Source organism: Kocuria sp. CPCC 205258 (assembly GCF_040981005.1).
GTDB classification, from domain to species: Bacteria; Actinomycetota; Actinomycetes; order Actinomycetales; family Micrococcaceae; genus Kocuria; species Kocuria rosea.
Window position 1 is genome coordinate 240,529 of sequence record NZ_JAVKPS010000004.1, and the last position, 21,080, is coordinate 261,608.

A 21,080-nucleotide genomic window follows, 5' to 3' on the forward strand; every position below is an offset into this window, starting at 1 on the left:
AGCCCGGTGACTCCGAACGTCACCCGGCGGTCGCCGTCACGCAGCGGGCGGCGGCGTCCGTCAGGGCTCCAGGACCGCCAGGGTCTCGACGTGGTGGGTGTTCGGGTACATGTCGAAGGCGCGCACCGACCGCACGTGCCACCCGGCGCGGCGGAACCGGCCCAGGTCCCGCGCCAGCGTGGCCGGGTCGCACGCGAGGTAGACGATCCGGCGCGGGGCCAGCGCCACGAGCTGGTCCACGACGGTCCGCCCGGCGCCCGCCCGGGGCGGGTCCAGGACCACGACGTCGGGGCGGGCCGCGCCGCTGCGGGCCGGGCGGCCGCCCCGCGCCGGCCGGCGGCCACGGGCCGGCGCCGCCTGCGGCCAGGTCCGGGCGAGCACCTTGTCGACGCTCCCGCGCTCGATCCGGACCGCCGGCCGGCCGGCGAAGGCGCGGCGGGCGTCGGCGCTGGTGACCGGCGAGCCCTCGACGGCCAGGACCGTGCCCGTCTCCCCCACGGCGTCCGCGAGCGCGGCCGTGAACAGTCCGGCGCCGGCGTAGAGGTCGAGGGCGTGCTCCCCGGGGCGCGCCGCGGCGGCCGCGGGCACCTCCCGGTGCAGCAGGGCGGGGGCGGCGCGGTGGATCTGCCAGAACCCCTCGGCGGAGACCTCCCACCGGTGCGGGCCCACGTGCTCGGCGACCGACGGCCGGCCCGCCCACGTCTCGGGTTCGCGCTGCCCCTCGGCGCGGGCGGTGACGGAGACGTCCCGGTCCGCGGTGAGCCGGGCCAGCTCGCGGCGCAGCCGGTGCCGGTCGGCCCCGGCGGCGAGGCTCAGGTGCACCAGTGGCGTCCCGCCGTCGGCGGGGGCCGCGACGTCGACCCGTTCCGCCCCGCGCAGGTCGAGCCGTCCGAGCCGCAGGGCGTCGATGGCGGGGACCACGAGCGGGAAGCCGTCCACCGGGACGACGGCCGCGCTGCGGTGGGGGTGCATCCCGATCCGCCCCGCGGGGTCGACCGCGAAGTGCGCCCGGGTGCGCCAGCCGCGGCCCTGCGGGTCCTCCCCCGGCATGGCCTCGACGACGAGCTCGGTCTCGAGCCCGGCCAGGCGGGTGAGCTGCTCGGTGACCACCGCGGCCTTGAGGGCGCGCTGGGCCTCCAGCTCGGCGTGGCCGAACTCCGCGCCGCCGACGGGCGGCTCGCCGCGCCGCCAGGTCAGCAGGGGGTCGGCCGGGGCCCACACGTGCTCGGTCCGGCGGTGGGGGTCCGCCTCGAGGACGGCCACGACGTCGCCGCGCCAGAACCGGGCCTCGGGGCCGCTGTCGGTGAGGCGGACGCGGACGAGCTCGCCGGGCAGGCCGTGGCGGACGAACACCACGCGGCCTTCGCCGGTGCGGGCCACGGTGTGGCCGCCGTGGGCGACGGGGCCCAGGCGCAGCTCGAGCTCGACGGGGACGGCGGGCTCGGCGGGCGCCGGGGGGTGGGACGGGGTCACGGGCGGGACGCTCTCTGCTCGGGGGCGGACTCGGGGCCCGTGTCCTGGCCGGAGGCGGAGGACAGGTGCCAGGGCACGGAGGCCGTCATGACCCCGCGCTCCTGGTGCAGGCGGGCCCGCAGCGGCCGGATGGCCTGGTTGTGCAGCAGCCGCTCCCACCGGTGCCGCACGACGTACTCGGGCAGGTACACCACGACCAGGTCCCGGGGCGACTTGCGGCGCACCCCGCGCACGTGGTCGAGGACCGGGCCGATGGTGTCCCGGTAGGGCGCGTGGAGCACGGTGACGGGCACCGGGATCTCGAGGCGGCGCCACTCGTCGAGGATCCGGCGGGTGGCGGCGGCGTTCGTGTCCACGACGACGGCCTCGAGGGTCGAGGGCCGGGACGCCCGGGCGTAGGCCAGGGCGCGCATGAGGGGCTTGCGGACGGAGGAGACGTAGATGATGGCGTGCACCCGCGAGGGCAGGGCCCGGACCGGGGAGTCGGGCTGCAGCGCGAGCTCGGCGTCCACGGCGTCGTAGTGCCGCCGGACCCCCGCCATGACCGCGCTGAGGACCACGATGGCCACGATGGTGATCCACGCGCCCTGGGTGAGCTTGGTGACCAGGACGACGACGAGGACCGCCGCGCACAGCACGAAGGCGACCAGGGCCACGGCCCGGCGCACGAACAGCTCGCGGCGGACCCCGGGGTGCGGGCGCATCCGCCGGACGCGCGCCCAGTGCCGGACCATGCCGGCCTGGGTGAGCGTGAAGGAGACGAACACGCCCACGATGTAGAGCTGGATGAGGCTGTTGACGTTGGCCCCGAACGCCACGGTGAGCACCACGGCGACGAGCAGCAGCAGCAGGATGCCGTTGGTGAACGCGAAGCGGTCCCCGCGCGCCTGCAGCTGCCGGGGCAGGAAGGCGTCGCGCGCCAGCCGGGACGCCAGCGTGGGGAAGCCGGAGAAGGCGGTGTTCGCGGCGAGGATCAGCACGCCCACCGTCGCGGCGACGAGCACGAAGAACCACAGGGAGTCGGTGCCGAAGACGGTCTTCGCGAGCTGGCCCAGCACGGGGTCCTGGAAGAAGTCGGGGCCGGGGAGCCGGCCGTCGACGAGCAGCTGCTCCTCCGGGTCGCCGACGACCACGACGTCCGTGCGGTCCGCGAGGTACAGCACCCCGGCCAGCAGGGCCGCCGAGATCGCCCCGAGCACGCCCAGGGTGGCCGCGGCGTTGGCGGCGCGGGGCTTGCGGAAGTAGGGCACCGAGTTGGTGATGGTCTCCACGCCGGTCAGTGCCACGGCCCCGGAGGAGAAGGCCCGCAGCACCAGCAGGGCGCCCGCGAGACCGGCCAGCCCCGCGTCGAAGCCGGCGGCGGGCAGGACCTCCCGGCCGGCGCTGGGGGCGTCCCCCAGGGAGCCGGTGAGGTCCTGGCCCAGGCCCACGAGCAGCAGCGCGGTCAGGACCGCGAGGAAGAAGTAGGTGGGCACGGCCGCGGCCCGGCCCATGAACTTCAGCCCGCGCAGGTTGAGCAGCCCCACGAAGAGGATCCCGGCCACGGCCAGCTCCACCCGCCGCCCGGCGAGCGCGGGCAGCGCCGCGGTGACGTACTGGGCGGCGGTGGCCATGGACACCGCCACGACGAGGGCGTAGTCGGCCATCAGGGCCGCGCCCACGCCCACCCCCGCGGTGCGGCCGAGGTTCTTGGAGACGATCTCGTAGTCGCCGCCGCCGGAGGGGTAGGCGCGCACGTTCTGCCGGTAGGCGGTGATCACCACGGTGAGCACCACGAGCACGGCCAGGCCCACCCACGGGGAGACCGCCACGGCGGTGGTCCCCGCGAGCGCGAGGGTGAGGATGATCTCGTCGGGGGCGTAGGCCACCGAGGAGAGGGCGTCCGCCGAGAACACCGGCAGCGCCGTGCGCTTGGGCAGCACGGCGTCGCTGAACCGCTCGTTGTGGATGGGCTTGCCGACGAGGGCTCGCCTCAGCGCCCGGGGAATGCTCTGCACGGCTCCCCACGGTAGTCCGTCCCGCACCGATTGTCCGCCGCGCCCCGTGCGGGCCGCGCCCCCCCGGGGTGACCTAGGCTGAGAGGCATGGCGCATTTCGTGATCATGGGAGTGGGGCGCGTCGGCGTGATGGTCGCCCACACCCTCGAGGACTCCGGGCACACCGTGGCGGTGATCGACCAGGACGACCGCGCCTTCCGGCGGCTGCGCAAGTCCTTCGAGGGCAAGAAGGTCACCGGCCTCGGCTTCGACCAGGAGGTGCTGCGCCGGGCCGGGATCGAGGAGGCCTACGCCTTCGCGGCCGTCTCGAGCGGGGACAACTCCAACATCATCGCGGCGCGCGTGGCGCGCGAGACGTTCAAGGTCCGCCACGTGGTGGCCCGCATCTACGACCCCTCCCGGGCGGAGTTCTACCAGCGGCTGGGGATCCCCACCGTCGCCGCCGTGCGCTGGAGCGCCGACCAGGCGCTGCGCCGGATCCTGCCCGAGCAGACGATCACGGCCGACTTCCGCGAGGCCTCGGGACGGCTGCAGCTGGGCGAGCTGTCCCTGGACGACTCGTGGTCGGGGCTGCACCTGGACGCGATCCAGGAGGCCACGGGGGTGCGGATCGCGTTCGTGACGCGCTTCGGGGAGGGCGTGCTGCCGGGTCCCGACATGAGCTACCAGCAGGGGGACGTGGTGCACGCCATGATGCGCACCGACGACGTCGAGGCCGTGTCCCGCGTCCTGTCCCGCCCGCCCGGCCCGGACGTGCTCGACTTCGCCAACTCCCTGCGCCGGGAGTCCGACGACGTGCCCGGCTCCGACGACACCTCCCGGGGAGGATCCTGATGCGCGTGGTCATCGTGGGCGCGGGCGCCGTGGGCGCCTCGATCGCCCGGGAGCTGCTGTCCCACCAGCACGAGGTGGTGATCTTCGACGAGAAGCCCGAGGTCATCGGCCGCTCGGACCTGCGCGGGGCCCAGTGGATCATCGGTGACGCCTGCGAGCTCTCCACGCTGCGGGAGGGCGGGCTGGAGGAGACCGACGTCGTCGTCGCCGCCACGGGCGACGACAAGGCGAACCTGGTGGTCTCCCTCCTGGCGCGCAGCGAGTTCGGCGTGCCCCGCACGGTGGGCCGGGTCAACAACCCGAAGAACGAGTGGCTCTTCGACGACGCGTGGGGGGTGGACGTGGCCGTGTCCACGCCGCGGCTGATGACCGCGCTCGTGGAGGAGGCGGTCGAGGTCGGCGACGTGGTGCGGCTGCTGACCCTGCAGACGGGCGGGGCGACCCTCTCCGCCTACACGGTGCCGCACGAGCACCCCATCATCGCCACGATGGTCTCCCAGGTGCCGTGGCCGCCGGACGTGACGCTCGTGGCCATCCTGCGCGACGGGGTGCCCATCACCCCCTCGGGGGACGACGTGGTGGAGGGCGCCGACCAGCTGTTCTTCGTCTCCACCACGGAGGGCGAGGCGCAGCTGCGCGCGATGTTCACGACGGCCGGCCGGCACGAGCCGCACCGGAGCTGAGCGCGGCCCGGGGCCTCAGGGGGTGTCCTGCTCCTGGGCGGCGATCTGCTCCGGGGGCCGGGAGACGAGCCAGGCGAGCCACAGGGTCAGCGCGTACAGCGGCACGCCCATGACCAGCCGCGCCACGCCCAGGCCGGTGAGGTTCTCCGCGAAGTACAGGGGCACCTGCACGAGCAGGCGGGCCGCGAACATCGCCATGAGCATGACCGTGGCCACCTGGTAGGCGCGGCGGCGCACCGGGACGTCGCGCCACTGCGCGCCCTCCCCGCGGATGTAGCCGTAGAAGACGCCGAGCAGCGGCCAGCGCAGGAGCAGGGACGCGCCCAGGCCCGCGAACCAGGCCGCGTTGATCCAGAAGCCGGGGACGTAGTAGTCCAGCGCCTCGCCGGTGGCCCGCGCGAACAGCGCGCAGACGCCCACGCCCACGAACCCGGACACGGCCTGGACCAGGCTCTGGCGCTGGACCAGGCGCAGCACGGTGAACAGGGCGGCCGTGCCCAGGGACGCGGCGAGCGCGACCCCGAGGGTGTTGCCGACGAGCAGCACGGCGAGGAACACGAAGCCCGGCAGGATCGTCTCGGCCAGACCGCGCCAGCCGCCGACGGCGTGCAGCACGTCGAGCTGCCCGTTGTCCTTGCGGCGCATGCCCGAGCGCGCGGCGTAGGCGGCCATCGAGCGCTCCACGTCGTGGCCGCGCCCCGGCCCGTCCGCGGCGCTCCCGGGCTCCTGGGGATCCGTCATCTGCTGACCTGCTTCGCGATGATCTCGTAGCGCGGGTTGAACATCGAGGGGCGCCCGTCCCGGAAGCTCACCACGCCCACGCAGCGCAGCCGCGTCCCCGCGGTGACGCCCGGCACGGTGCGCTGGCCGTGCCACACGAGGCGCAGCGGCCGGGGGGCGGCCACGCCCTCGTCCCCCGGCGCCTGCGGGCAGTCCGGGGCGAGCAGGGCGGTGTAGTTCTGCGCGCCGGTCACCGGGGGCACGGTCACCTCCACCACGAGACCGGTCGCCATCACCCGGCGCCGGCTCCCGGCGGCGGTCGAGGGGTCGAGGTCGCCCGCGCACACGGGCGCCTCGGCGACCACGTCGATGGACCCGGTTCCCGGTGTCGGCCGGAACTCGCCGGTGCCTGTTCTCGTCATGGCTCAGCCGATCTCGGTGATCTCGGGTCCGCGCCGCGGCGGCCGCACGGGCTCCGGCGCCGGCTCAGGCTCAGGCTCCGTGTCCGGGGCGGGGGAACGGACCGCGTCCTCGGGCACGACCAGCGTCAGCAGCTCCCGGGGGGGCATGGGCCGGTCGCCGCGCACCACCACGAGCTCACGCACGACCTCGTCGAGGGCCGCGGCCGACTCCGCGGTCACCGCGGCGGTGCCCGTGAACACGGCCCGCACGAACCAGCGCGGCCCGTCGACGCCCACGAAGCGGGCGAGGCGGAAGCCGCGGGTCCCGTCGGAGGCGGTGGCGGGGAAGCGGGTGACGACCTGGAGCCCGAACGGGCCCTCCTCGACCGTCGGCTCGCCGTTGCTCGAGCGCAGCGACTGCACCAGCTCGCGGCGGACCTCGTCCCACAGCCCCTCGGAGCGGGGCGCGGCGAACGCCTGGACCTGGACCGAGCCGCCGTCGAGGTCGAGGGCGACGGCACGGGGGCGCTGCGTGCGCTCGTCCACCTCGAGCCGCACCCCCAGCCCCGGGCGGGGACGCACGAGCACGGCGCCGAGATCGAGGTAGCCGTCCCGGTCCTCCACCTGGGAGACGTCGAGCGGGCCCTGCGGCTCGCGCCGCCGCGCCGCCGCGGCGTCCTCCGCGCTCGGCGCGGCCTCCAGCTGCTGCGGGGCGGCGTCCTGCGCCGCGGCCTTCTTCTTCTTGCGACCGAACATGGTGTCGTTCTCCTCCGCCGGCACGCGGTGCCGGCTCGTGGCGTGAGCTCGTGGGGGGTCTGCTCGTGGATTCAGGCGGTGCCGCTGGAGCCGAACCCCGTCCCGCCGCGCGCCGAGCCGGGCAGCACGTCGACGAGCTCGAAGACGGCCTGCTCGACGCGCTGGACGACGAGCTGGGCGATGCGGTCGCCGCGGCGGACGGTGAAGGGCTCGGCGCCGTCCGTGTTGAGCAGGGTGACCATGATCTCGCCCCGGTAGCCGGAGTCCACCGTGCCCGGGGCGTTGACCACCGTGATCCCGTGCCGGGCCGCCAGCCCCGAGCGGGGGTGCACGAACCCGGCGTACCCCTCGGGCAGCGCGATCGCCACCCCCGTGGGCACCAGGGCCCGCTGACCGGGGCCGAGGACCACGTCCTCGCGCGAGCGCAGGTCGGCGCCCGCGTCTCCGGGCTTCGCGTACACGGGCAGGGGAAGGTCCGGGTCGAGGGCCTGCAGCGCGATGCTGAGCGGGCGCCCGTTGCCCGACGGCGGCCGGTGGCCTGTCGACTGGTCGTTCACAGTGCCCTACTCTAACGCGCCGGACCCCGGGCACAGTCGTGAGACGCTAGAGGCATGTCCCGTCCTGCGTCCTCCAGTGCGTCCCCGGCCGACGGCCCCCGCGAACCCCGCCGGTCCTCCCCCGAGCGGCCCGGCGCCGAGATCCTCTACCAGGAGAAGCTCACCCCCGCGTGGTGGATGTGGCTGCTCGTGCTCTTCGCCGGCGTCGTCGCCCTCGTCGCGCTCGCCCCCATCGACCCGTGGGTGGCCGGAGCGGCGGCCGTCGTGGTCGGCGGCGGCGCGGCCGTGGCCCTCGTCGCCTCCAGCACCACCATCGTCGTCACCGACGAGTCCCTGCAGGTCGGCCGGGCCCGCATCGAGCGACGATTCGTGGGCGAGGCCGAGGCCTTCCGCGGCGACGACGTCCGCCGGGTCCGCGGCCCCGAGCTGGACGGGCGGGCCTTCATGAACTTCCGGGCGTCCGTGGGCCCGGTGGTGCGGATCCGGATCACCGACCCCGTGGACCCCACGCCGTACTGGCTCACCTCCACCCGGCACCCGGAGCGGATCGTCGAGGTGCTGTCCGCGCGCCCGTGAGCGCGCCCGCCGCCACCGCACGGAAGAACCCCGCCGCGACGACCGTCGCGACGGGGTTCTTCCGGTTCTCCGGACGAGCTCGGCCCCGCGGGGCTCAGCCCACGCACTCGACGCAGTACTTGACCCCGCCCCGCTCCTCGGCGATCTGGGAGCGGTGGCGCACCAGGAAGCACGAGCCGCAGGTGAACTCGTCCTCCTGGGCCGGCAGCACGACGACGGACAGCTCCTCGTTGGAGAGATCCGCACCCGGCAGCTCGAAGCTCTCGGCAGCCGCCGCCTCGTCCTCGTCGACGGTGCCCGACTGCGCATCGGTGCGGCGCGTCTGCAGCTCCTCGATCGAGTCCTCCTTGAGCTCGTCCTCCTGCTTGCGCGGCGCGTCGTAATCAGTGGCCATGTCCGGTCTTCGCTCCAATACGGGGTCCGTGGGCGGGCTCCGGCACGGCTGTGCGCCGCCCTCCGGGCTCTGTGTCGCGTAGATTGTTCACCATCCGAGGGCAAAAATCCAACCCCGTCCCGGGCCCGCGAACACGCGGCCGGGCCCGTCCGCGGGCGGCCTCCGGCCGGGGCGCGCGACGGCCAGTAGGATTGGGGGCGGGTCCGGGCCGGCACGTCGGCCGCGACCGACGGACCCGCCCCGCAGCGCCCGCTCGACGACCCCGAGCGCACCCGAGAACCACCCGGAGGAATGACAGCATGGAGCAGTTGCGCCTGGCAGGTGTGCACGACGACGGTGAGCACCTGGTCGTCGAGGACGAGGCAGGCACCCGCCACCTGTTGCGGATCGACCAGGAGCTGCGCCTGGCCGTCCAGCGCGCCCGGCGGCTGCCGGGCGCCCGCCAGCGGGGAACGGGCCAGTTCGGGCCGCGTGAGATCCAGGCCCGGTTCCGCTCCGGGGCCACGGTCGAGGAGATCGTGGCCGAGAGCGGGTGGGAGGCCTCCCGGGTCCGCCGCTACGAGTGGCCGATCCTCGCCGAGCGCGCCCACATCGCCACCGAGGCCCAGAAGGTCGAGATCGAGGACCGCTCCGCGCACCGCGGCTACCACTCCGTCTTCGAGGGCGAACCCCTCACCCTGGGCCGCGCCGTCGCCCACCGGGCCGCCGACCTCGGGGTGGACCCCTCCTCCCTGGACTGGGACTCCTGGCAGCGGGAGGACCACCTGTGGGCGGTGGTCGCCCGGTTCTCCGTGGTCGACCGCGCCGCCGCGCCCGCCCACGACGAGCCGCTGGCCGAGTGGCTCTACAACCCGGCGAACCAGAGCGTCCGTCCCACGAACGCGTGGGCGGAGGCTCTCACGGAGGCCGGCACCCCGGACACGCCGCTCGGCACGGGCCTCGGCGTCCTGGACGGGGGCCTCGACCCCGAGCTCACGCAGCTGCGCCGGTCCGCCGTGGAGGCCGACGACCTGCTCGACGTCCTGCAGGCCCGCCGCGGGCAGCGGATCGGCGAGGACGCCGAGGGGGACGACGCCCTCGCCGAGATCCTGGGCCGCGGCATGGGGCACGTCGAGCGGCGGCCCCGCCCTCTGGCCGCACCCGAGGACAGCTCCGTCTTCGACCGCCCCTTCCAGCCGGCCACCCGGTTCCCCGAGCCGGGTCCCGCGCCGGAGCCGGCACCGGCCGGTGAGCCCGCACCCCGGACGGACGGACCCGCCACCGTGCAGCCCGCCGACGATCCCGTCGCCGAGCCCACCGCGCCCGCCGCTCGCGCCGGCGCCCGGGACACCGTTCAGGAGACCGCTTCGGAGACCTTCCGGGAGGCCGGACGGGAGCGGGGGGTCGACGACGGCACCGAGCGGTCCGCGGCGCGACCGGACACCACGGCCTCCCGGGACGAGGCGCCCGCGGCCGAGGACTCCGCAGCCCAGGACTCCGCGCCCCAGGACTCCGCGGCCGGGAGCTCCCGGGACGACGACGTCCGGGGCGACCGCTCCGCCGGGCCGGCCCCCGCGGTCCCCGGCGAGGAGCCCGAGGACTCCGGCCCCGCCGAGGAGACCACGCCCGAACGGCCCCGCCCGCGCAACAGGACCGCCAAGGCACGGCGCCCCGCGCGGTCCTCGGTGCCCAGCTGGGACGAGATCGTCTTCGGCAGCTCGTCCGACTGAGCCCCCGGCGCCGGTGCGCGCCGTCCGGCGCCGCCGGCCCGGCACGCGCTAGAGTGCACGCAGCAGGGGACGGCTCCGCGCCGTCCCTCCGGGCTCGTGCGCTCCCCCATCCCGCGCGCGGCCCGGACGGACGACACCACGTCAGGGGCAGCACGACATGGGCAATTCCATCCAGGACGACCTCTTCGGGGACGACGAGCGCGACGCCGCCGCCCCGGACCCCGGCGACCCCGGTGCCCGCGGCGCCTCCGCCGCTCCGGAGGCGCCGGCCGACCTGGTCCGCGGCTCCGGGCCGGGACGGTTCGTCGCCGGGCTGGTCCTCGGCGCGGTCGTGCTCGTGGTCCTGGTCGGCGCGGGTGCGCTCTACCTGGGCGGCGTGGGTCGCGACCTCTTCGGCGCCGGCCAGGAGGCCGAGTTCACCCCGGCCCCGGCGGTGACCAGCTCGCCGTCCACCACGCCCACCGCGTCGCCCACGCCGTCGCGCTCGCGCACGCCCTCCCCCACGCCGAGCCCCTCGGCGGAGGAGCCGGCACCGCCGCCCCCGGCCCCGGAGCCCGTGGCGCCCCCGGCGCCGTACGTCCCCCCGGCACCCGCGGTCCCCGAGCCCGTCGTGCCCGAACCCGTGGTGCCCGCCCCGGTCCCGCCGCAGCCCGTGGTCCCCGCACCCCCGCCGCCGGCGCCGGCCCCGTCCGCACCGGCCCCGGCGGATCTCGGCCCCACCACCCCCGGAGCGCCCGCGGAGGACGACGAGGCCGGCGCGGAGGACGTCGACACGGACGAGGAGGACGCGCCCGAGGAGGACGCCGGCCCGGCCGCCGCAGAGGCGGGGACCGAAGAGGCGGGGGCCGAGGCGGCCACCACGGAGGACACGGCCGAGGACCCCTCGCCGGCACCCTGAGCGCACGCCCCCGGCCGCGGCCCACCCGGCACGGCAGCCGGACCGCGGCGCTGCGAGGCGGCCCCGTGGCGGCTCATCCGGCGCGGCAACCCGGTCGCGGCGTCCCTGGGCCGGCTCCCGGTGCGCGGGCGCTCAGGCCAGGCGCAGGAGCGGGACCTCCCGCTCGGCGCGCGTCAGCGAGCCGTGCTGGCCGACCATGGACAGGACGCTCGGGCGGACCCGGCCCAGGTCGAACAGCGCCAGGGGCTCCCGCCCCAGCACGAGGAGGTCGCCGATGCGCCCGCGCACCGCGTCGCGCACGATCGCCGGCGGACCGAAGTAGCCGGCGTCGAGGGCGGCCTCCCGGGAGAGGATCCACACGCGGGACCCGAACTGCTCCCGCCAGGCGGCCACGAGCGCCCGGACGTCCTGCGCCGTCGCGTCCGGCTCCAGGTGCAGCTGCACCGCGCGGGGCTCGCCGGCCGTGTGCCGGACACCGTCCAGCAGTCCCGGGAGCTCGGAGAAGTCGACGCGCGCGTCCCGCGGGACGTCCACCATGCCGTGGTCACCGGTCACCAGCACCGTGGTGCCGGCCGGCACGCGCGCGACCAAACGGCGCAGCGACGCGTCGAGCTCCTCGAGCTGGGCCGTCCACTCCCAGGACTCCCAGCCCCGGGCGTGGCCGGTGCGGTCGAGCTCGTCCCAGTAGAAGTACATGAGGGCGTCGCGTCCCGCGGCGAGCTGGTCGAGCGCGGTGCTGACCCGCGCGGCCGGTCCGTCCGCGGCCACGAACCGGCCCCCGCGCAGGGCCGCGTCGGTGAGCCCGGAGCCGGCGAAGCGCTGCCGGCTGACCGTGACCACGTCCACGTGCTCGGCGGCGCGCTCGAGCACCGTGGGCAGCGGCTGCCACACCCGGGGGTCCACGGCGGCGTCCCAGCCGCCGAGCTGGTTCACGACCCGGTCCCGGTCGGGGTCCAGCACGTCGTAGCCCACGAGTCCGTGCGCCCCGGGGGCCGCGCCCGTGCCGAGGGACGCCAGCGAGGCCGCCGTGGTCGTGGGGAACGCCGCGTCCAGGGTGGCCAGGCCCTGCGCGCCGGCCAGGCCCGGGGCGTGCCCGGCGCGGGCCCGCAGCTGGGCCCGTCCCAGACCGTCCACCATGACGACGACGACCCGCCGGGCGGCGGGCAGCCCCAGCGCGTCCCGGAAGCCGGGCACGCCCAGGGACGCCGCGGCCGAGGACATGACCTCCGCGACCGAGCGGCTGCCGTAGCGCGGTGGCCCCGGCAGGTCGGCGGGCAGCGCGGGCAGGACCTCCTGCACCGCCCTCACCGGGCGGCGCCGCTGTCCCGGCCGGTGAACCGGTCGGTGAACCGGGTGCGCGGTGTGGCGGCGGCCGCCCGTCGCGGGGCCGGCGTGCGCCCGTGGGCCGGCTGGGCGATCTGCGCGCCGTCGGTCAGCGGGGAGAGGTTGGCCCGGCGCAGCGTGCGCGCGAACTCCCGCGCGCCCTCCACGGCGGTCGGGCCGTCGGCCTCCGCGCTGATCCGCAGCACGATGTCCTCCCGGGCGGCCGTGCCGGTGTAGCCGTGGTCGGCCTGGCACTGGGGGTCCTCGCACAGTGCGGGCGCCAGGTCCACGTGCAGGGTGCCCGTCCAGGCGATGGCGAGCGTCACCTCGGAGATCGGGCTGTCCGGCCGGTAGTTGGCCGGCTGGTAGTACGAATAGCTCAGCGTGACCGAGCGGATCTGCGAGATGCCGACCGTCTCCGTGGAGACCCGTGCCACCACGTCCCGGCCGCCCTCGTCGAACTCCTCGTCGTCCACGTGCGTCACGTGCAGCACGTCCTCGGCGAGCACCAGCACGGTGGTGTGGCGGTGCACCTCCGTCCGGTCGATGTGGGTCTCCAGCTGCACGAGGTGGGAGACCGGGGACCGGCCGTCCAGGGAGTCCTGGACCACGTCGATCACCAGCTGCGGGTAGAAGCCGGCCTTGTTGATGTCCTCGACCAGCCGCTGGCCGCGCTCACCTGAATACGTCATGGGGGCCATTTTCCCCCACGGCCGCGCCAGTGCCCAACACGGGCCCTCAGGGCACCCGGAAGTAGCACCGCTCCTCCCCGCCACCCACGTCCTCGCAGACCCGTTCCAGCACCACGGGGCTCTCCTCCGGCGCCGGGCTCGGGGTCGTGTCGGCGCTGCGCGTGGCCGTGGGCGAGCTCCCGGGACCGGGCACCCGGTCCGCGGAGCCCAGGGGGTCCAGCAGCAGGTATCCGCTCAGCAGCGCGGTCATCCCCACGAGGACCACGAACACGCCGGTCACGGCGCGGCCGCCGCGGCGCCGCCCGGTCCCCGCGGGCCGTGGGAGCGCCTCCGTGGCCCTCCCCCCGGCGGGCCCGCGGCCCACCCGGTCCCGGCCGGGGTCGGTCCCGGTGCCCCCGCCGTCGCCGGCGCCGGACCCGCCGTGCCCGGAGCCGTCGCGCCCGGCCCCGGCAGGATCCGGCACCTCGTCGTCGCCCGGCCCGGTGTCGGCTCCCCCGGCACCGGATCCCCCGTTGCCGGCGCCGCCGGTGCCGGCCGCCCCGCCGCCGCCCACCGTGGTCCCGGCCGTCCGCTGCCCGGTGCTGCCGGGAGCGGTGCCGGCGGAGTCGGTGCTCCCGGAGCCGGTGCCCAGGGTGTCGGGGCCGTCGGGGAACCGGCCGCCGGTCTCCGTGCCCGCGGCGGCTCCGCCGTCGAGCCCGGCGCCGGTCGTCCCGTCCGTCCCCTCCGTTCCGTCCCATCCGGTCAGCACCCGGCTCGCCCACGGCTCCGGCAGCGGCTCGAGGACGTCGAAGACCTCGAACGGCTCCCCGTCCCGGGTGCGGGCAGGGTCGAAGCGTCGCCGCGCCGCGCCCGCGGTGAGCTCGTGGAGCACGGTGACGGCCGCGTCGCGGCGCTGGGCGGGGTCCGGGGTGAGGAGGGCGGCGAGGTGCTCCGCGAGGTCGCCCTGCTCCCCCACCACGGCGCGCGCGTCGTTGGGCCCCAGGCTCTCCTGCGGCTCCAGCGAGGGGTCGAGCATCCGCAGCGCGGTGATGCCCGCCGCGTAGAGGTCCTGCGCGGGGTTCGGGTCGGTGAGCTCATAGGCCTCCGGGGGCAGGTAGCCGGGCGTGCCCACCACCGTGCCCGTCCGGGTCAGCCGGGCGTCCTGGACGCGCACCGCGATGCCGAAGTCGGAGAGGAGCACGTGGGGGCGGCCCGTCCCGGTGCTGTCCAGCATGAGGTTGCCCGGCTTCACGTCCCGGTGCACCCAGCCCTGGGCGTGCACGAACTGCAGTGCCTGGAGCAGCTGGGCGAGGACCTCCTCGGTCAGCTCCGCCGAGGCGGCGCCGTTGTCGAGCAGCGCGGACTCCAGGGTGCCGCCGTGCACGAGGGGCATCGCGATGACCACGTGCGCGTCCTCCGCAGCCCACCCGTAGGGGGCGAGCACGTGCGGGTGGTCCAGCTTCACCGACTGCTCCCGCGCGAAGCGCAGCAGGTCCGCGGAGTCGCGCTGGCGCAGCACCTTGGCCGCGCACAGCTGCTGGAGCCGGCCGTCCCAGGCCCGCCACACGGAGCCGCTGCCGCCGCGCGCGATCGGGTCGATGAGGGTGTACCGACCGGCTATGGTGTCCGCCACGAAGTCCGGGCCCGCCTAGCTGCGCATGGCCCGGCGCGCGCTGTCCGTCCGCTGCCGGGCGTTGCCGATGCCGACCGAGGCCCCCAGCACGGTCACGGAGCCGCTGGAGACGAGCACGGGGTTCAGCTCCACACGGGCGATCTCGGGGTGCCGGTCCTTGAGCAGCGCCACCCGGGAGACGAGGTCCTCGAGCCGGTCGACGTCCGCGGCCGGGACCCCCTGGTGGCCGAAGAGCTTGCGCGAGGCCTTGGGCTCGCGGACCATCCGCCGCACGTCCTGGTCGGTGAGCGGCGGCACCCGGTGGGCCCAGTCCTCGAGGAGGTTCACCGCGTCCCCGGCCATCCCGAACGAGACCACGGGGCCGATCAGGGGGTCCTCGATGGCCCGGAGCACTACCGACTGGCCGGTGGGGGCCATGGCCTGCACCTCGAGGTCGAAGGTGCCGAAGGGAGCGAGCGCCCGGTGCATGGTCTCGATGGCCGCGCGCAGCTGCGCGTCGTCCTGGATGTTGAGCTGCACGCCGCCCAGGTCCAGGCGGTGCCGGAGGTTGGGGTCGGTGGTCTTCAGGGCCACGGGGTAGCCGAGCCGGTCGGCTGCGGCCAGGGCGTCCTCGGGGTCGGTGAACCGCTCGCTGGGCAGCAGGCCCACGCCGTAGGTCTCCAGCAGCTCCCGCGCCTGGTCCCCGTCCAGCTCGAGCAGCTCGTCGCCGGTGACGCTGGGCAGGATCTTCTCCACGAAGGTCTCGGCCGCCTCCGCGTCGATGCCCTTCGGCTCGGCGAGGCTGCCCTGGTCCTGGGCGCGCCACCGGGTGTAGTCCACCACCTTGGCGAGCGCGCGCAGGGCCGCCCCCGGGGAGTCGAAGCAGGGCACGTCCAGTCCGTCCTCGGCGTGGTGCAGGGCGGAGACCGCTCCGGGCTCGGTGCTGCCCGTGAAGACGACCACCACGGTCTTGCCGTGCTCCCGCCCCACCCGGCCCACGAGCTCGGCCACGCGCTCCGGCGTGGTGCCCGGGATCGGCATCAGCGTGACCACGGCGGAGTCGACGGCCTCGGCGCCGAGGCAGCTGTCGACGGCCGCCCGCAGCGCCTCAAGGGCGTCCTCCCCGCCGTCCGCGGTCCGGACCCCCGCCTGGGTCACCGCGACGTCTAGTCCCAGCTGCATGCACCGGTCCTCCATGAGCTGGCCCAGGGCCAGCGCGTTGGAGACGAGGGCCGTGCGGGCGCCCGCGGGCAGGGGCTGGCCGGCGAGGATCCCGGCCACGTCCATGAGGTGCTCGCTCGTGTCCGCGCGGATCACGCCGGCCTGCCGGAACATCGCGTCCAGGGCCCCCGGCGGGGCCTGGGTGGTGCGCCCGGTGTGGCCGGGCGGCAGCCGGAGACCGGTGACCTCGCTCTTGGCCACGATCACGGGCTTGGTCAGGGACAGCCGGCGGGCGATCCGGGAGAACTTGCGCGGGTTGCCCACGGACTGCAGGTAGAGCCCGCACGCGCGGGTCGCGGCGTCGTCCTCCCAGTACTGCATCATGTCGTTGCCGGAGACGTCGGCCCGGTTGCCGGCGGAGAGGTACGTGGACACGCCCACGTCGTGGCGCAGCGCGGCCGCGTTGAGCATCATGCCGATGGCCCCGGACTGGCTGAACAGCCCCAGCGGGCCCTCCCGCGGCACGGTGGGCAGGATGGAGGCGTTGAAGCGGGACTCCGGGGCCGTGCTGTAGAGCCCCAGGCTCGCCGGGCCGACCACGCGCATCCCGTAGGAGCGCGCGCGGCGCACCAGCTCGGTCTGCCGGGCCCGGCCCGCCGCGCCGGCCTCGGCGTACCCGCCCGTGACCACCACGACGGCGCGCACGCCCGCCGCGCCGCACTGGTCCACGACGTCGGCCACCTGGTCGACGGGCACGGCGACCATGGCGAGGTCCACGGGCTCGGGGACCTCCCCGATCGAGGTGGCGTGGGTCATGCCCTCCCGCTCGAAGGGCGTGGGGCTCACCCCGCTGAGCCGGCCGGCGAACCCGGAGGCGACGAGGTGCTCGACCAGCGCGTGCCCGGCGTGGCCGGGGTCCCGCGACGCCCCGATCACGGCGATCGAGGACGGGGAGAGGAGGTCGGCCATGGAGAGGGCCTCGGCGCGGTGCTCCCGCGCGGCCATCACGGCCAGCGACTTCTCGGTCGGGTCGATGTCGAAGCCCACCACCACCACGCCGTCGTCGAACTTGCGGGTGAGCTCGTAGCCCGCCTCCGCGAACACGCGGAGCATCTTGCGGTTCTCGGGCAGGACCTCCGCGGAGAAGTGGTCGATCCCGTTCTCGCGCGCGGCCGCGGCGAGGTGCTCCAGCAGGATCGAGCCGATGCCCCGCCCCTGGTGGGCGTCCGAGATCATGAACGCGACCTCGGCGTCGTCGTGCCGGTCCGTGCGGTCGTAGCGGCCCACGCCGATGATCCGGTCCGCCAGCAGCAGCACGAAGCAGACGCGGTCCCGGTGGTCCACGCGGGTGAACCGCTCCAGCTCCCGGGCGGAGAGGGTGGGCTTGTAGGAGAAGAAGCGCAGGTAGATGGAGTTCTCGGACTGCGACTGGTGGAAGGCCAGGAGCGCGTCCTTGTCCTCCGGGGAGATCGGGCGCAGCTGCGCCGTCGCGCCGTCACGGAGGATGACGTCGGCCTCCCAGTACTCGGGGTACTGCCCGGCGTCGTCCGTGTCCGCGGTCTCTGGAACCATAGACTTCAGGCTAGTAGACAAACCTGCACCGTCAACGGTGCGTCCCGGTGCGTCCCCGGACGATCTCGAACGCCGAGCCGCCGGGCCCGCCCCGGACCGACCCACGACCGAAGGACCCCCCGCTGTGATGGCACGCCGCCGTGCGCCCTCCCGCCCGTCCGCCGAGGACGAGCTGCCCCCCGACTTCCGGGAGAACATCGTCGACATCGACGTGACCTCCGAGATGGAGACGAGCTTCCTCGAGTACTCGTACTCCGTCATCTACTCCCGCGCCCTGCCCGACGCCCGGGACGGGCTCAAGCCCGTGCAGCGGCGCATCCTGTTCATGATGAACCAGATGGGGCTGCGCCCGGACCGCGGCCACGTCAAGAGCGCCCGCGTGGTGGGCGAGGTGATGGGCAAGCTGCACCCGCACGGCGACTCCGCCATCTACGACGCGATGGTCCGGCTCGCCCAGTCCTTCGCGATGCGCCTGCCGCTCGTGGACGGGCACGGCAACTTCGGCTCCCTCGACGACGGCCCCGCCGCCTCCCGCTACACCGAGGCCCGGATGGCCCCGGCCGCCCTGGCGCTGACGGCCGACCTCGACGAGGACGTCGTCGACTTCGTGCCCAACTACGACAACCAGTTCACCCAGCCGGGCGTGCTGCCCGCGGCGTTCCCCAACCTGCTGGTCAACGGCTCCTCCGGCATCGCGGTGGGCATGGCCACGAACATGGCCCCGCACAACCTGCGCGAGGTCGTCGCGGGCGCCCGGCACCTCGTGGAGCACCCCGAGGCGACGCTCGAGGAGCTCATGCGCTTCGTCCCGGGCCCGGACCTGCCCTCGGGCGGGCGGATCGTGGGCCTCGACGGGATCCGGGACGCCTACCGGACCGGGCGGGGCTCCTTCAAGACCCGCGCGAAGGTCTCGGTCGAGCAGATCTCCCCCCGCAAGCAGGGCATCGTCGTCACCCAGCTGCCCTACATGGTGGGGCCCGAGAAGGTCACCGAGAAGATCAAGGAGGCGGCGCAGGCGAAGAAGCTCCAGGGCGTCTCCGACGTCGTGGACCTCACCGACCGCAAGAACGGCCTGCGGCTGGTCATCGAGGTCAAGAACGGCTTCAACCCGCAGGCCGTCCTCCAGCAGCTCTACAAGTACACGCCCATGGAGGACTCCTTCGGGATCAACAACGTGGCCCTCGTGGACGGACGGCCCCGCACCATGGGCCTCCTCGAGCTGCTGCGGGTCTACGTGGAGCACCGGCTGTCGGTGGTCCGGCGGCGCACCGGCTTCCGGCTGGCCAAGCGGCGCGACCGCCTGCACCTGGTCGAGGGCCTGCTCGTGGCGATCGTCGACATCGACGAGGTCATCCAGATCATCCGCTCCTCCGACGAGACCGCCGTGGCCCGGGAACGGCTCATGGCCGTGTACGACCTCAGCCGCGTGCAGGCCGACCACATCCTCGAGCTGCGGCTGCGGCAGCTGACCAAGTACTCGCGGATCGAGCTCGAGAAGGAGCAGGAGGAGCTGCGCCGGGAGATCGCCGAGCTCGAGGAGACCCTCGCCTCGGACTCGCGGCTGCGGGCCCTGGTCTCCGCGGAGCTCGCGGAGGTCGCGGAGGTCCACGGCGACGACCGGCGCACCGAGCTGCTCGAGTCGGAGGCCCTGCCGGCGCCCGTCGCCGCGGCGGCGGCCCCCGCTCCGGGGCGGACGGCGGCGGGCGGGCTGGCGCTCGAGATCGCCGACGACCCCTGCTGGGTCTTCCTGTCCACCTCGGGCCAGCTCGCCCGCACGCCCTCCCAGGTCCCGCTGGTGGACCCGCCCCGGCGGATCAAGCACGACGCCCTGGTCTCCGCGGTGCGCGCCACCGCCCGCGGGGAGATCGGGGCGGTCACGTCCACCGGGCGCATGCTGCGCGTCCAGGTGATGGACGTGCCCGTGCTGACCGCCTTCGAGGGCACCCCGAAGCTGGGCGACGGCGTCCCGGTCAAGGACTTCCTCACCCTCGGCCGCGGGGAGCGGCTCGTGGGGCTCGCGCCGCTCAACGCGGTGCTGGCCCTGGGCACCCGCAACGGCGTGGTCAAGCGGGTCAGCCCCGAGTATCCGCTCAACCGCGAGGACTGGGAGGTCATCACGCTCAAGGACGACGACGAGGTGGTCGGCCTCGCCGAGTCCGCCGTCGCGGAGGACGCGCTGGTGTTCGTGACCCGGGACGGCAAGCTGCTGCACTTCGAGGCCGGTGCGGTGCGCCCCCAGGGCCGGACCGCGGGCGGCGTCGCCGGGGTCAAGCTGGTCGCGGGGGACGCCGTGGTCTTCTTCGGGGCGGTGCGCGCCGCGGACGAGACGCCCGTGGTCGTGACCCTCGCCCGCGCCGACGAGGTGCTGCCCGGCATGTCGCAGTACTCGGTGAAGGTCACCCCGTTCTCGGAGTACCCGCCCAAGGGCCGGGCCACCGGAGGGGTGCGCGCGCACCGGTTCCTCAAGGGCGAGACGGGACTGGCCCTGGCCTGGGTGGGGCACGGACCGGCCAAGGCGGTCGCGGCCTCGGGCGTGGCCCGGGCCCTGCCCACCGAGCACGGCCGCCGGGACGGCTCGGGCGTGCCCACCGACCAGGTGATCGACGCGGTGGGCCCGGCCTACGGCTGAGGCTCAGCGGCGGGGCCCGAGCAGCCCCATCTGCTCCACCGCCGCCCGCTCCTCCTCGAGCTCCCGGACGGAGCGGTCGATGCGGGCGCGGGAGAACTCGTCCAGCTCGAGGTCCGGCACGATCGCTGCCCGGCCGTCCCGGCAGACCACCGGGAACGAGCTGACGAGTCCCTCCGGCACGCCGTAGGAGCCGTCGGACGCGACCGCCATGGACGTCCACGTGCCCTCGGGGGTGCCCAGGACCCAGTCGCGGACGTGGCACAGGGCCGCGTGGGCCGCCGAGGCCACCGAGGAGCCGCCGCGCACGTCGATGATCTCCGCGCCGCGGCGCGCCACCCGGGGGATGAAGGTGCCGTCCACCCAGGCGAGGTCGTGGCCTCCTCCGGCCAGCACCTCGAGCGCCGGCCGGCCCCCGACCGTGGCGTGGGTCAGGTCGGGGTACTGGCTCGCCGAGTGGTTGCCCCACACGGCCACGCCGTCGATCTCGTCGACGCGGGCCCCGGTGGCCGCGGCGAGCTGGGCCAGCGCGCGGTGGTGGTCGAGCCGGGTCAGGGCAGTGAACCGCTCGCGCGGGACGTCCGGGGCGTGCGAGGCGGCGATGTAGGCGTTGGTGTTGGCGGGGTTGCCGACCACCACGGCCCGGAAGTCCTCGGCGGCGCCGCGGTTGACGGCCCGCCCCTGGACCGAGAAGATCCCGGCGTTGGCCTCGAGCAGGTCGGCCCGCTCCATGCCCCGGGACCGGGGGCGGGCCCCGATGAGCAGCCCCACCGAGGCGCCGTCGAACGCGGCGTCCGCGTCCTCGAAGACCTCCACGCCGTCGAGCAGCGGGAACGCCCCGTCCTGCAGCTCCAGGGCCGTGCCCTCCGCGGCCCGCCGCGCCTGCGGGAGCTCGAGCAGGTGCAGGCGGACGGGGGTGCCGGGGCCGAGGAGGTCGCCCGCCGCGGCCCGGAAGACAGTGGCGTAGCCGATCTGGCCCGCGGCACCGGTCACGGTGACGGTGACCGGCCGGGGCCGGCCGGGTGCGGGGGACGGGGTGTGCGGGCCGGTGGCGGTCATGCGGGTCCTTCCTCGGGGACGGTCGCTCGTCCCTGCCCAGCGTAGCGGCCGCACCGGG

18 protein-coding genes are annotated in these 21,080 nt (G+C 75.5%); 6 read left to right on the forward strand and 12 right to left on the reverse strand.

The window, feature by feature from the left end:
• Nucleotides 1–60: 60 nt before the first annotated feature.
• Together RF644_RS09470 and RF644_RS09475 are read right to left on the reverse strand one after the other, a co-directional pair.
• Nucleotides 61–1,473, reverse strand: a complete 1,413-nt coding sequence (locus RF644_RS09470; protein ID WP_368796329.1) for a class I SAM-dependent RNA methyltransferase — start codon at nt 1,471–1,473, stop codon at nt 61–63.
• A complete protein-coding gene (locus RF644_RS09475; RefSeq protein WP_017834180.1) occupies nt 1,470–3,470 on the reverse strand; it encodes an APC family permease in 2,001 nt (666 codons plus the stop codon). The genes RF644_RS09470 and RF644_RS09475 overlap by 4 nt, the downstream gene beginning before the upstream one ends.
• An 87-nt stretch (nt 3,471–3,557) precedes the next feature.
• On the opposite strand from RF644_RS09475, the gene RF644_RS09480 reads away from it, so the two are divergent.
• Both RF644_RS09480 and RF644_RS09485 read left to right on the forward strand, forming a co-directional pair.
• A complete protein-coding gene (locus RF644_RS09480) occupies nt 3,558–4,304 on the forward strand; it encodes a TrkA family potassium uptake protein (RefSeq protein WP_368796330.1) in 747 nt (248 codons plus the stop codon).
• Nucleotides 4,304–4,987 (forward strand): TrkA family potassium uptake protein, encoded by a 684-nt coding sequence (locus tag RF644_RS09485; RefSeq protein WP_017834178.1) that lies wholly within the window; start codon nt 4,304–4,306, stop codon nt 4,985–4,987. Before RF644_RS09480 ends, RF644_RS09485 begins: the two co-directional genes overlap by 1 nt.
• Nucleotides 4,988–5,002: 15 nt before the next feature.
• Here the strand turns inward: RF644_RS09485 and RF644_RS09490 are convergent, their stop codons facing one another.
• The 4 genes from RF644_RS09490 to dut all read right to left on the reverse strand — a co-directional run bounded on the left by RF644_RS09490 (nt 5,003) and on the right by dut (nt 7,421).
• Nucleotides 5,003–5,728 carry a DUF3159 domain-containing protein gene (locus RF644_RS09490; protein ID WP_017834177.1) on the reverse strand — a complete coding sequence of 242 codons (726 nt, stop codon included), beginning with the start codon at nt 5,726–5,728 and terminating at the stop codon, nt 5,003–5,005.
• Nucleotides 5,725–6,129, reverse strand: a complete 405-nt coding sequence (locus RF644_RS09495; RefSeq protein WP_255250988.1) for a hypothetical protein — start codon at nt 6,127–6,129, stop codon at nt 5,725–5,727. The genes RF644_RS09490 and RF644_RS09495 overlap by 4 nt, the downstream gene beginning before the upstream one ends.
• Nucleotides 6,130–6,132: 3 nt before the next feature.
• The gene (locus tag RF644_RS09500; protein ID WP_368796331.1) at nt 6,133–6,864 is read right to left on the reverse strand and encodes a DUF3710 domain-containing protein; all 732 of its coding nucleotides are present in this window, start codon (nt 6,862–6,864) and stop codon (nt 6,133–6,135) included.
• Nucleotides 6,865–6,935: 71 nt separating this feature from the next.
• Nucleotides 6,936–7,421 carry a dUTP diphosphatase gene (dut, locus tag RF644_RS09505; protein WP_017834174.1) on the reverse strand — a complete coding sequence of 162 codons (486 nt, stop codon included), beginning with the start codon at nt 7,419–7,421 and terminating at the stop codon, nt 6,936–6,938.
• A gap of 54 nt (nt 7,422–7,475) precedes the next feature.
• On the opposite strand from dut, the gene RF644_RS09510 reads away from it, so the two are divergent.
• Nucleotides 7,476–7,997, forward strand: coding sequence for a DUF3093 domain-containing protein (locus tag RF644_RS09510; protein WP_368796332.1), 522 nt, complete (start codon nt 7,476–7,478; stop codon nt 7,995–7,997).
• A gap of 94 nt (nt 7,998–8,091) precedes the next feature.
• Here RF644_RS09510 and RF644_RS09515 read toward each other — a convergent pair whose 3' ends face one another.
• On the reverse strand, nt 8,092–8,391 hold the full coding sequence (locus RF644_RS09515; protein ID WP_017834172.1) for a DUF4193 domain-containing protein: 300 nt from the start codon (nt 8,389–8,391) through the stop codon (nt 8,092–8,094).
• 299 nt (nt 8,392–8,690) lie between these two features.
• Here RF644_RS09515 and sepH point away from each other — a divergent pair, with 299 nt between their 5' ends.
• Nucleotides 8,691–10,100, forward strand: coding sequence for a septation protein SepH (sepH, locus tag RF644_RS09520; RefSeq protein WP_368796333.1), 1,410 nt, complete (start codon nt 8,691–8,693; stop codon nt 10,098–10,100).
• A gap of 157 nt (nt 10,101–10,257) precedes the next feature.
• Nucleotides 10,258–10,998 carry a hypothetical protein gene (locus RF644_RS09525; RefSeq protein WP_368796334.1) on the forward strand — a complete coding sequence of 247 codons (741 nt, stop codon included), beginning with the start codon at nt 10,258–10,260 and terminating at the stop codon, nt 10,996–10,998.
• A 132-nt stretch (nt 10,999–11,130) separates the two neighbouring features.
• Here RF644_RS09525 and RF644_RS09530 read toward each other — a convergent pair whose 3' ends face one another.
• Genes RF644_RS09530 through RF644_RS09545 form a run of 4 tightly spaced genes read right to left on the reverse strand, consistent with a single transcriptional unit; the run spans nt 11,131 to nt 17,337 of the window.
• Complete coding sequence (locus tag RF644_RS09530) at nt 11,131–12,297, reverse strand: alkaline phosphatase family protein (protein WP_368796404.1); 1,167 nt, start codon at nt 12,295–12,297, stop codon at nt 11,131–11,133.
• Nucleotides 12,298–12,302: 5 nt separating this feature from the next.
• On the reverse strand, nt 12,303–13,013 hold the full coding sequence (locus RF644_RS09535; RefSeq protein ID WP_035924032.1) for a DUF5998 family protein: 711 nt from the start codon (nt 13,011–13,013) through the stop codon (nt 12,303–12,305).
• Between the two features lie 46 nt (nt 13,014–13,059).
• A complete protein-coding gene (locus RF644_RS09540) occupies nt 13,060–14,625 on the reverse strand; it encodes a protein kinase (RefSeq protein WP_368796335.1) in 1,566 nt (521 codons plus the stop codon).
• A 15-nt stretch (nt 14,626–14,640) separates the two neighbouring features.
• Nucleotides 14,641–17,337 (reverse strand): GNAT family N-acetyltransferase, encoded by a 2,697-nt coding sequence (locus RF644_RS09545; RefSeq protein ID WP_368796336.1) that lies wholly within the window; start codon nt 17,335–17,337, stop codon nt 14,641–14,643.
• A gap of 127 nt (nt 17,338–17,464) precedes the next feature.
• On the opposite strand from RF644_RS09545, the gene RF644_RS09550 reads away from it, so the two are divergent.
• Nucleotides 17,465–19,966: a DNA topoisomerase (ATP-hydrolyzing) subunit A gene (locus tag RF644_RS09550; protein WP_368796337.1), complete on the forward strand. Its 2,502-nt coding sequence runs from the start codon at nt 17,465–17,467 to the stop codon at nt 19,964–19,966.
• A gap of 3 nt (nt 19,967–19,969) precedes the next feature.
• Here RF644_RS09550 and RF644_RS09555 read toward each other — a convergent pair whose 3' ends face one another.
• Entirely contained in the window at nt 19,970–21,022 is a 1,053-nt protein-coding gene (locus tag RF644_RS09555) for a malate dehydrogenase (RefSeq protein WP_368796338.1), read from the reverse strand.
• Nucleotides 21,023–21,080 lie beyond the last annotated feature (58 nt).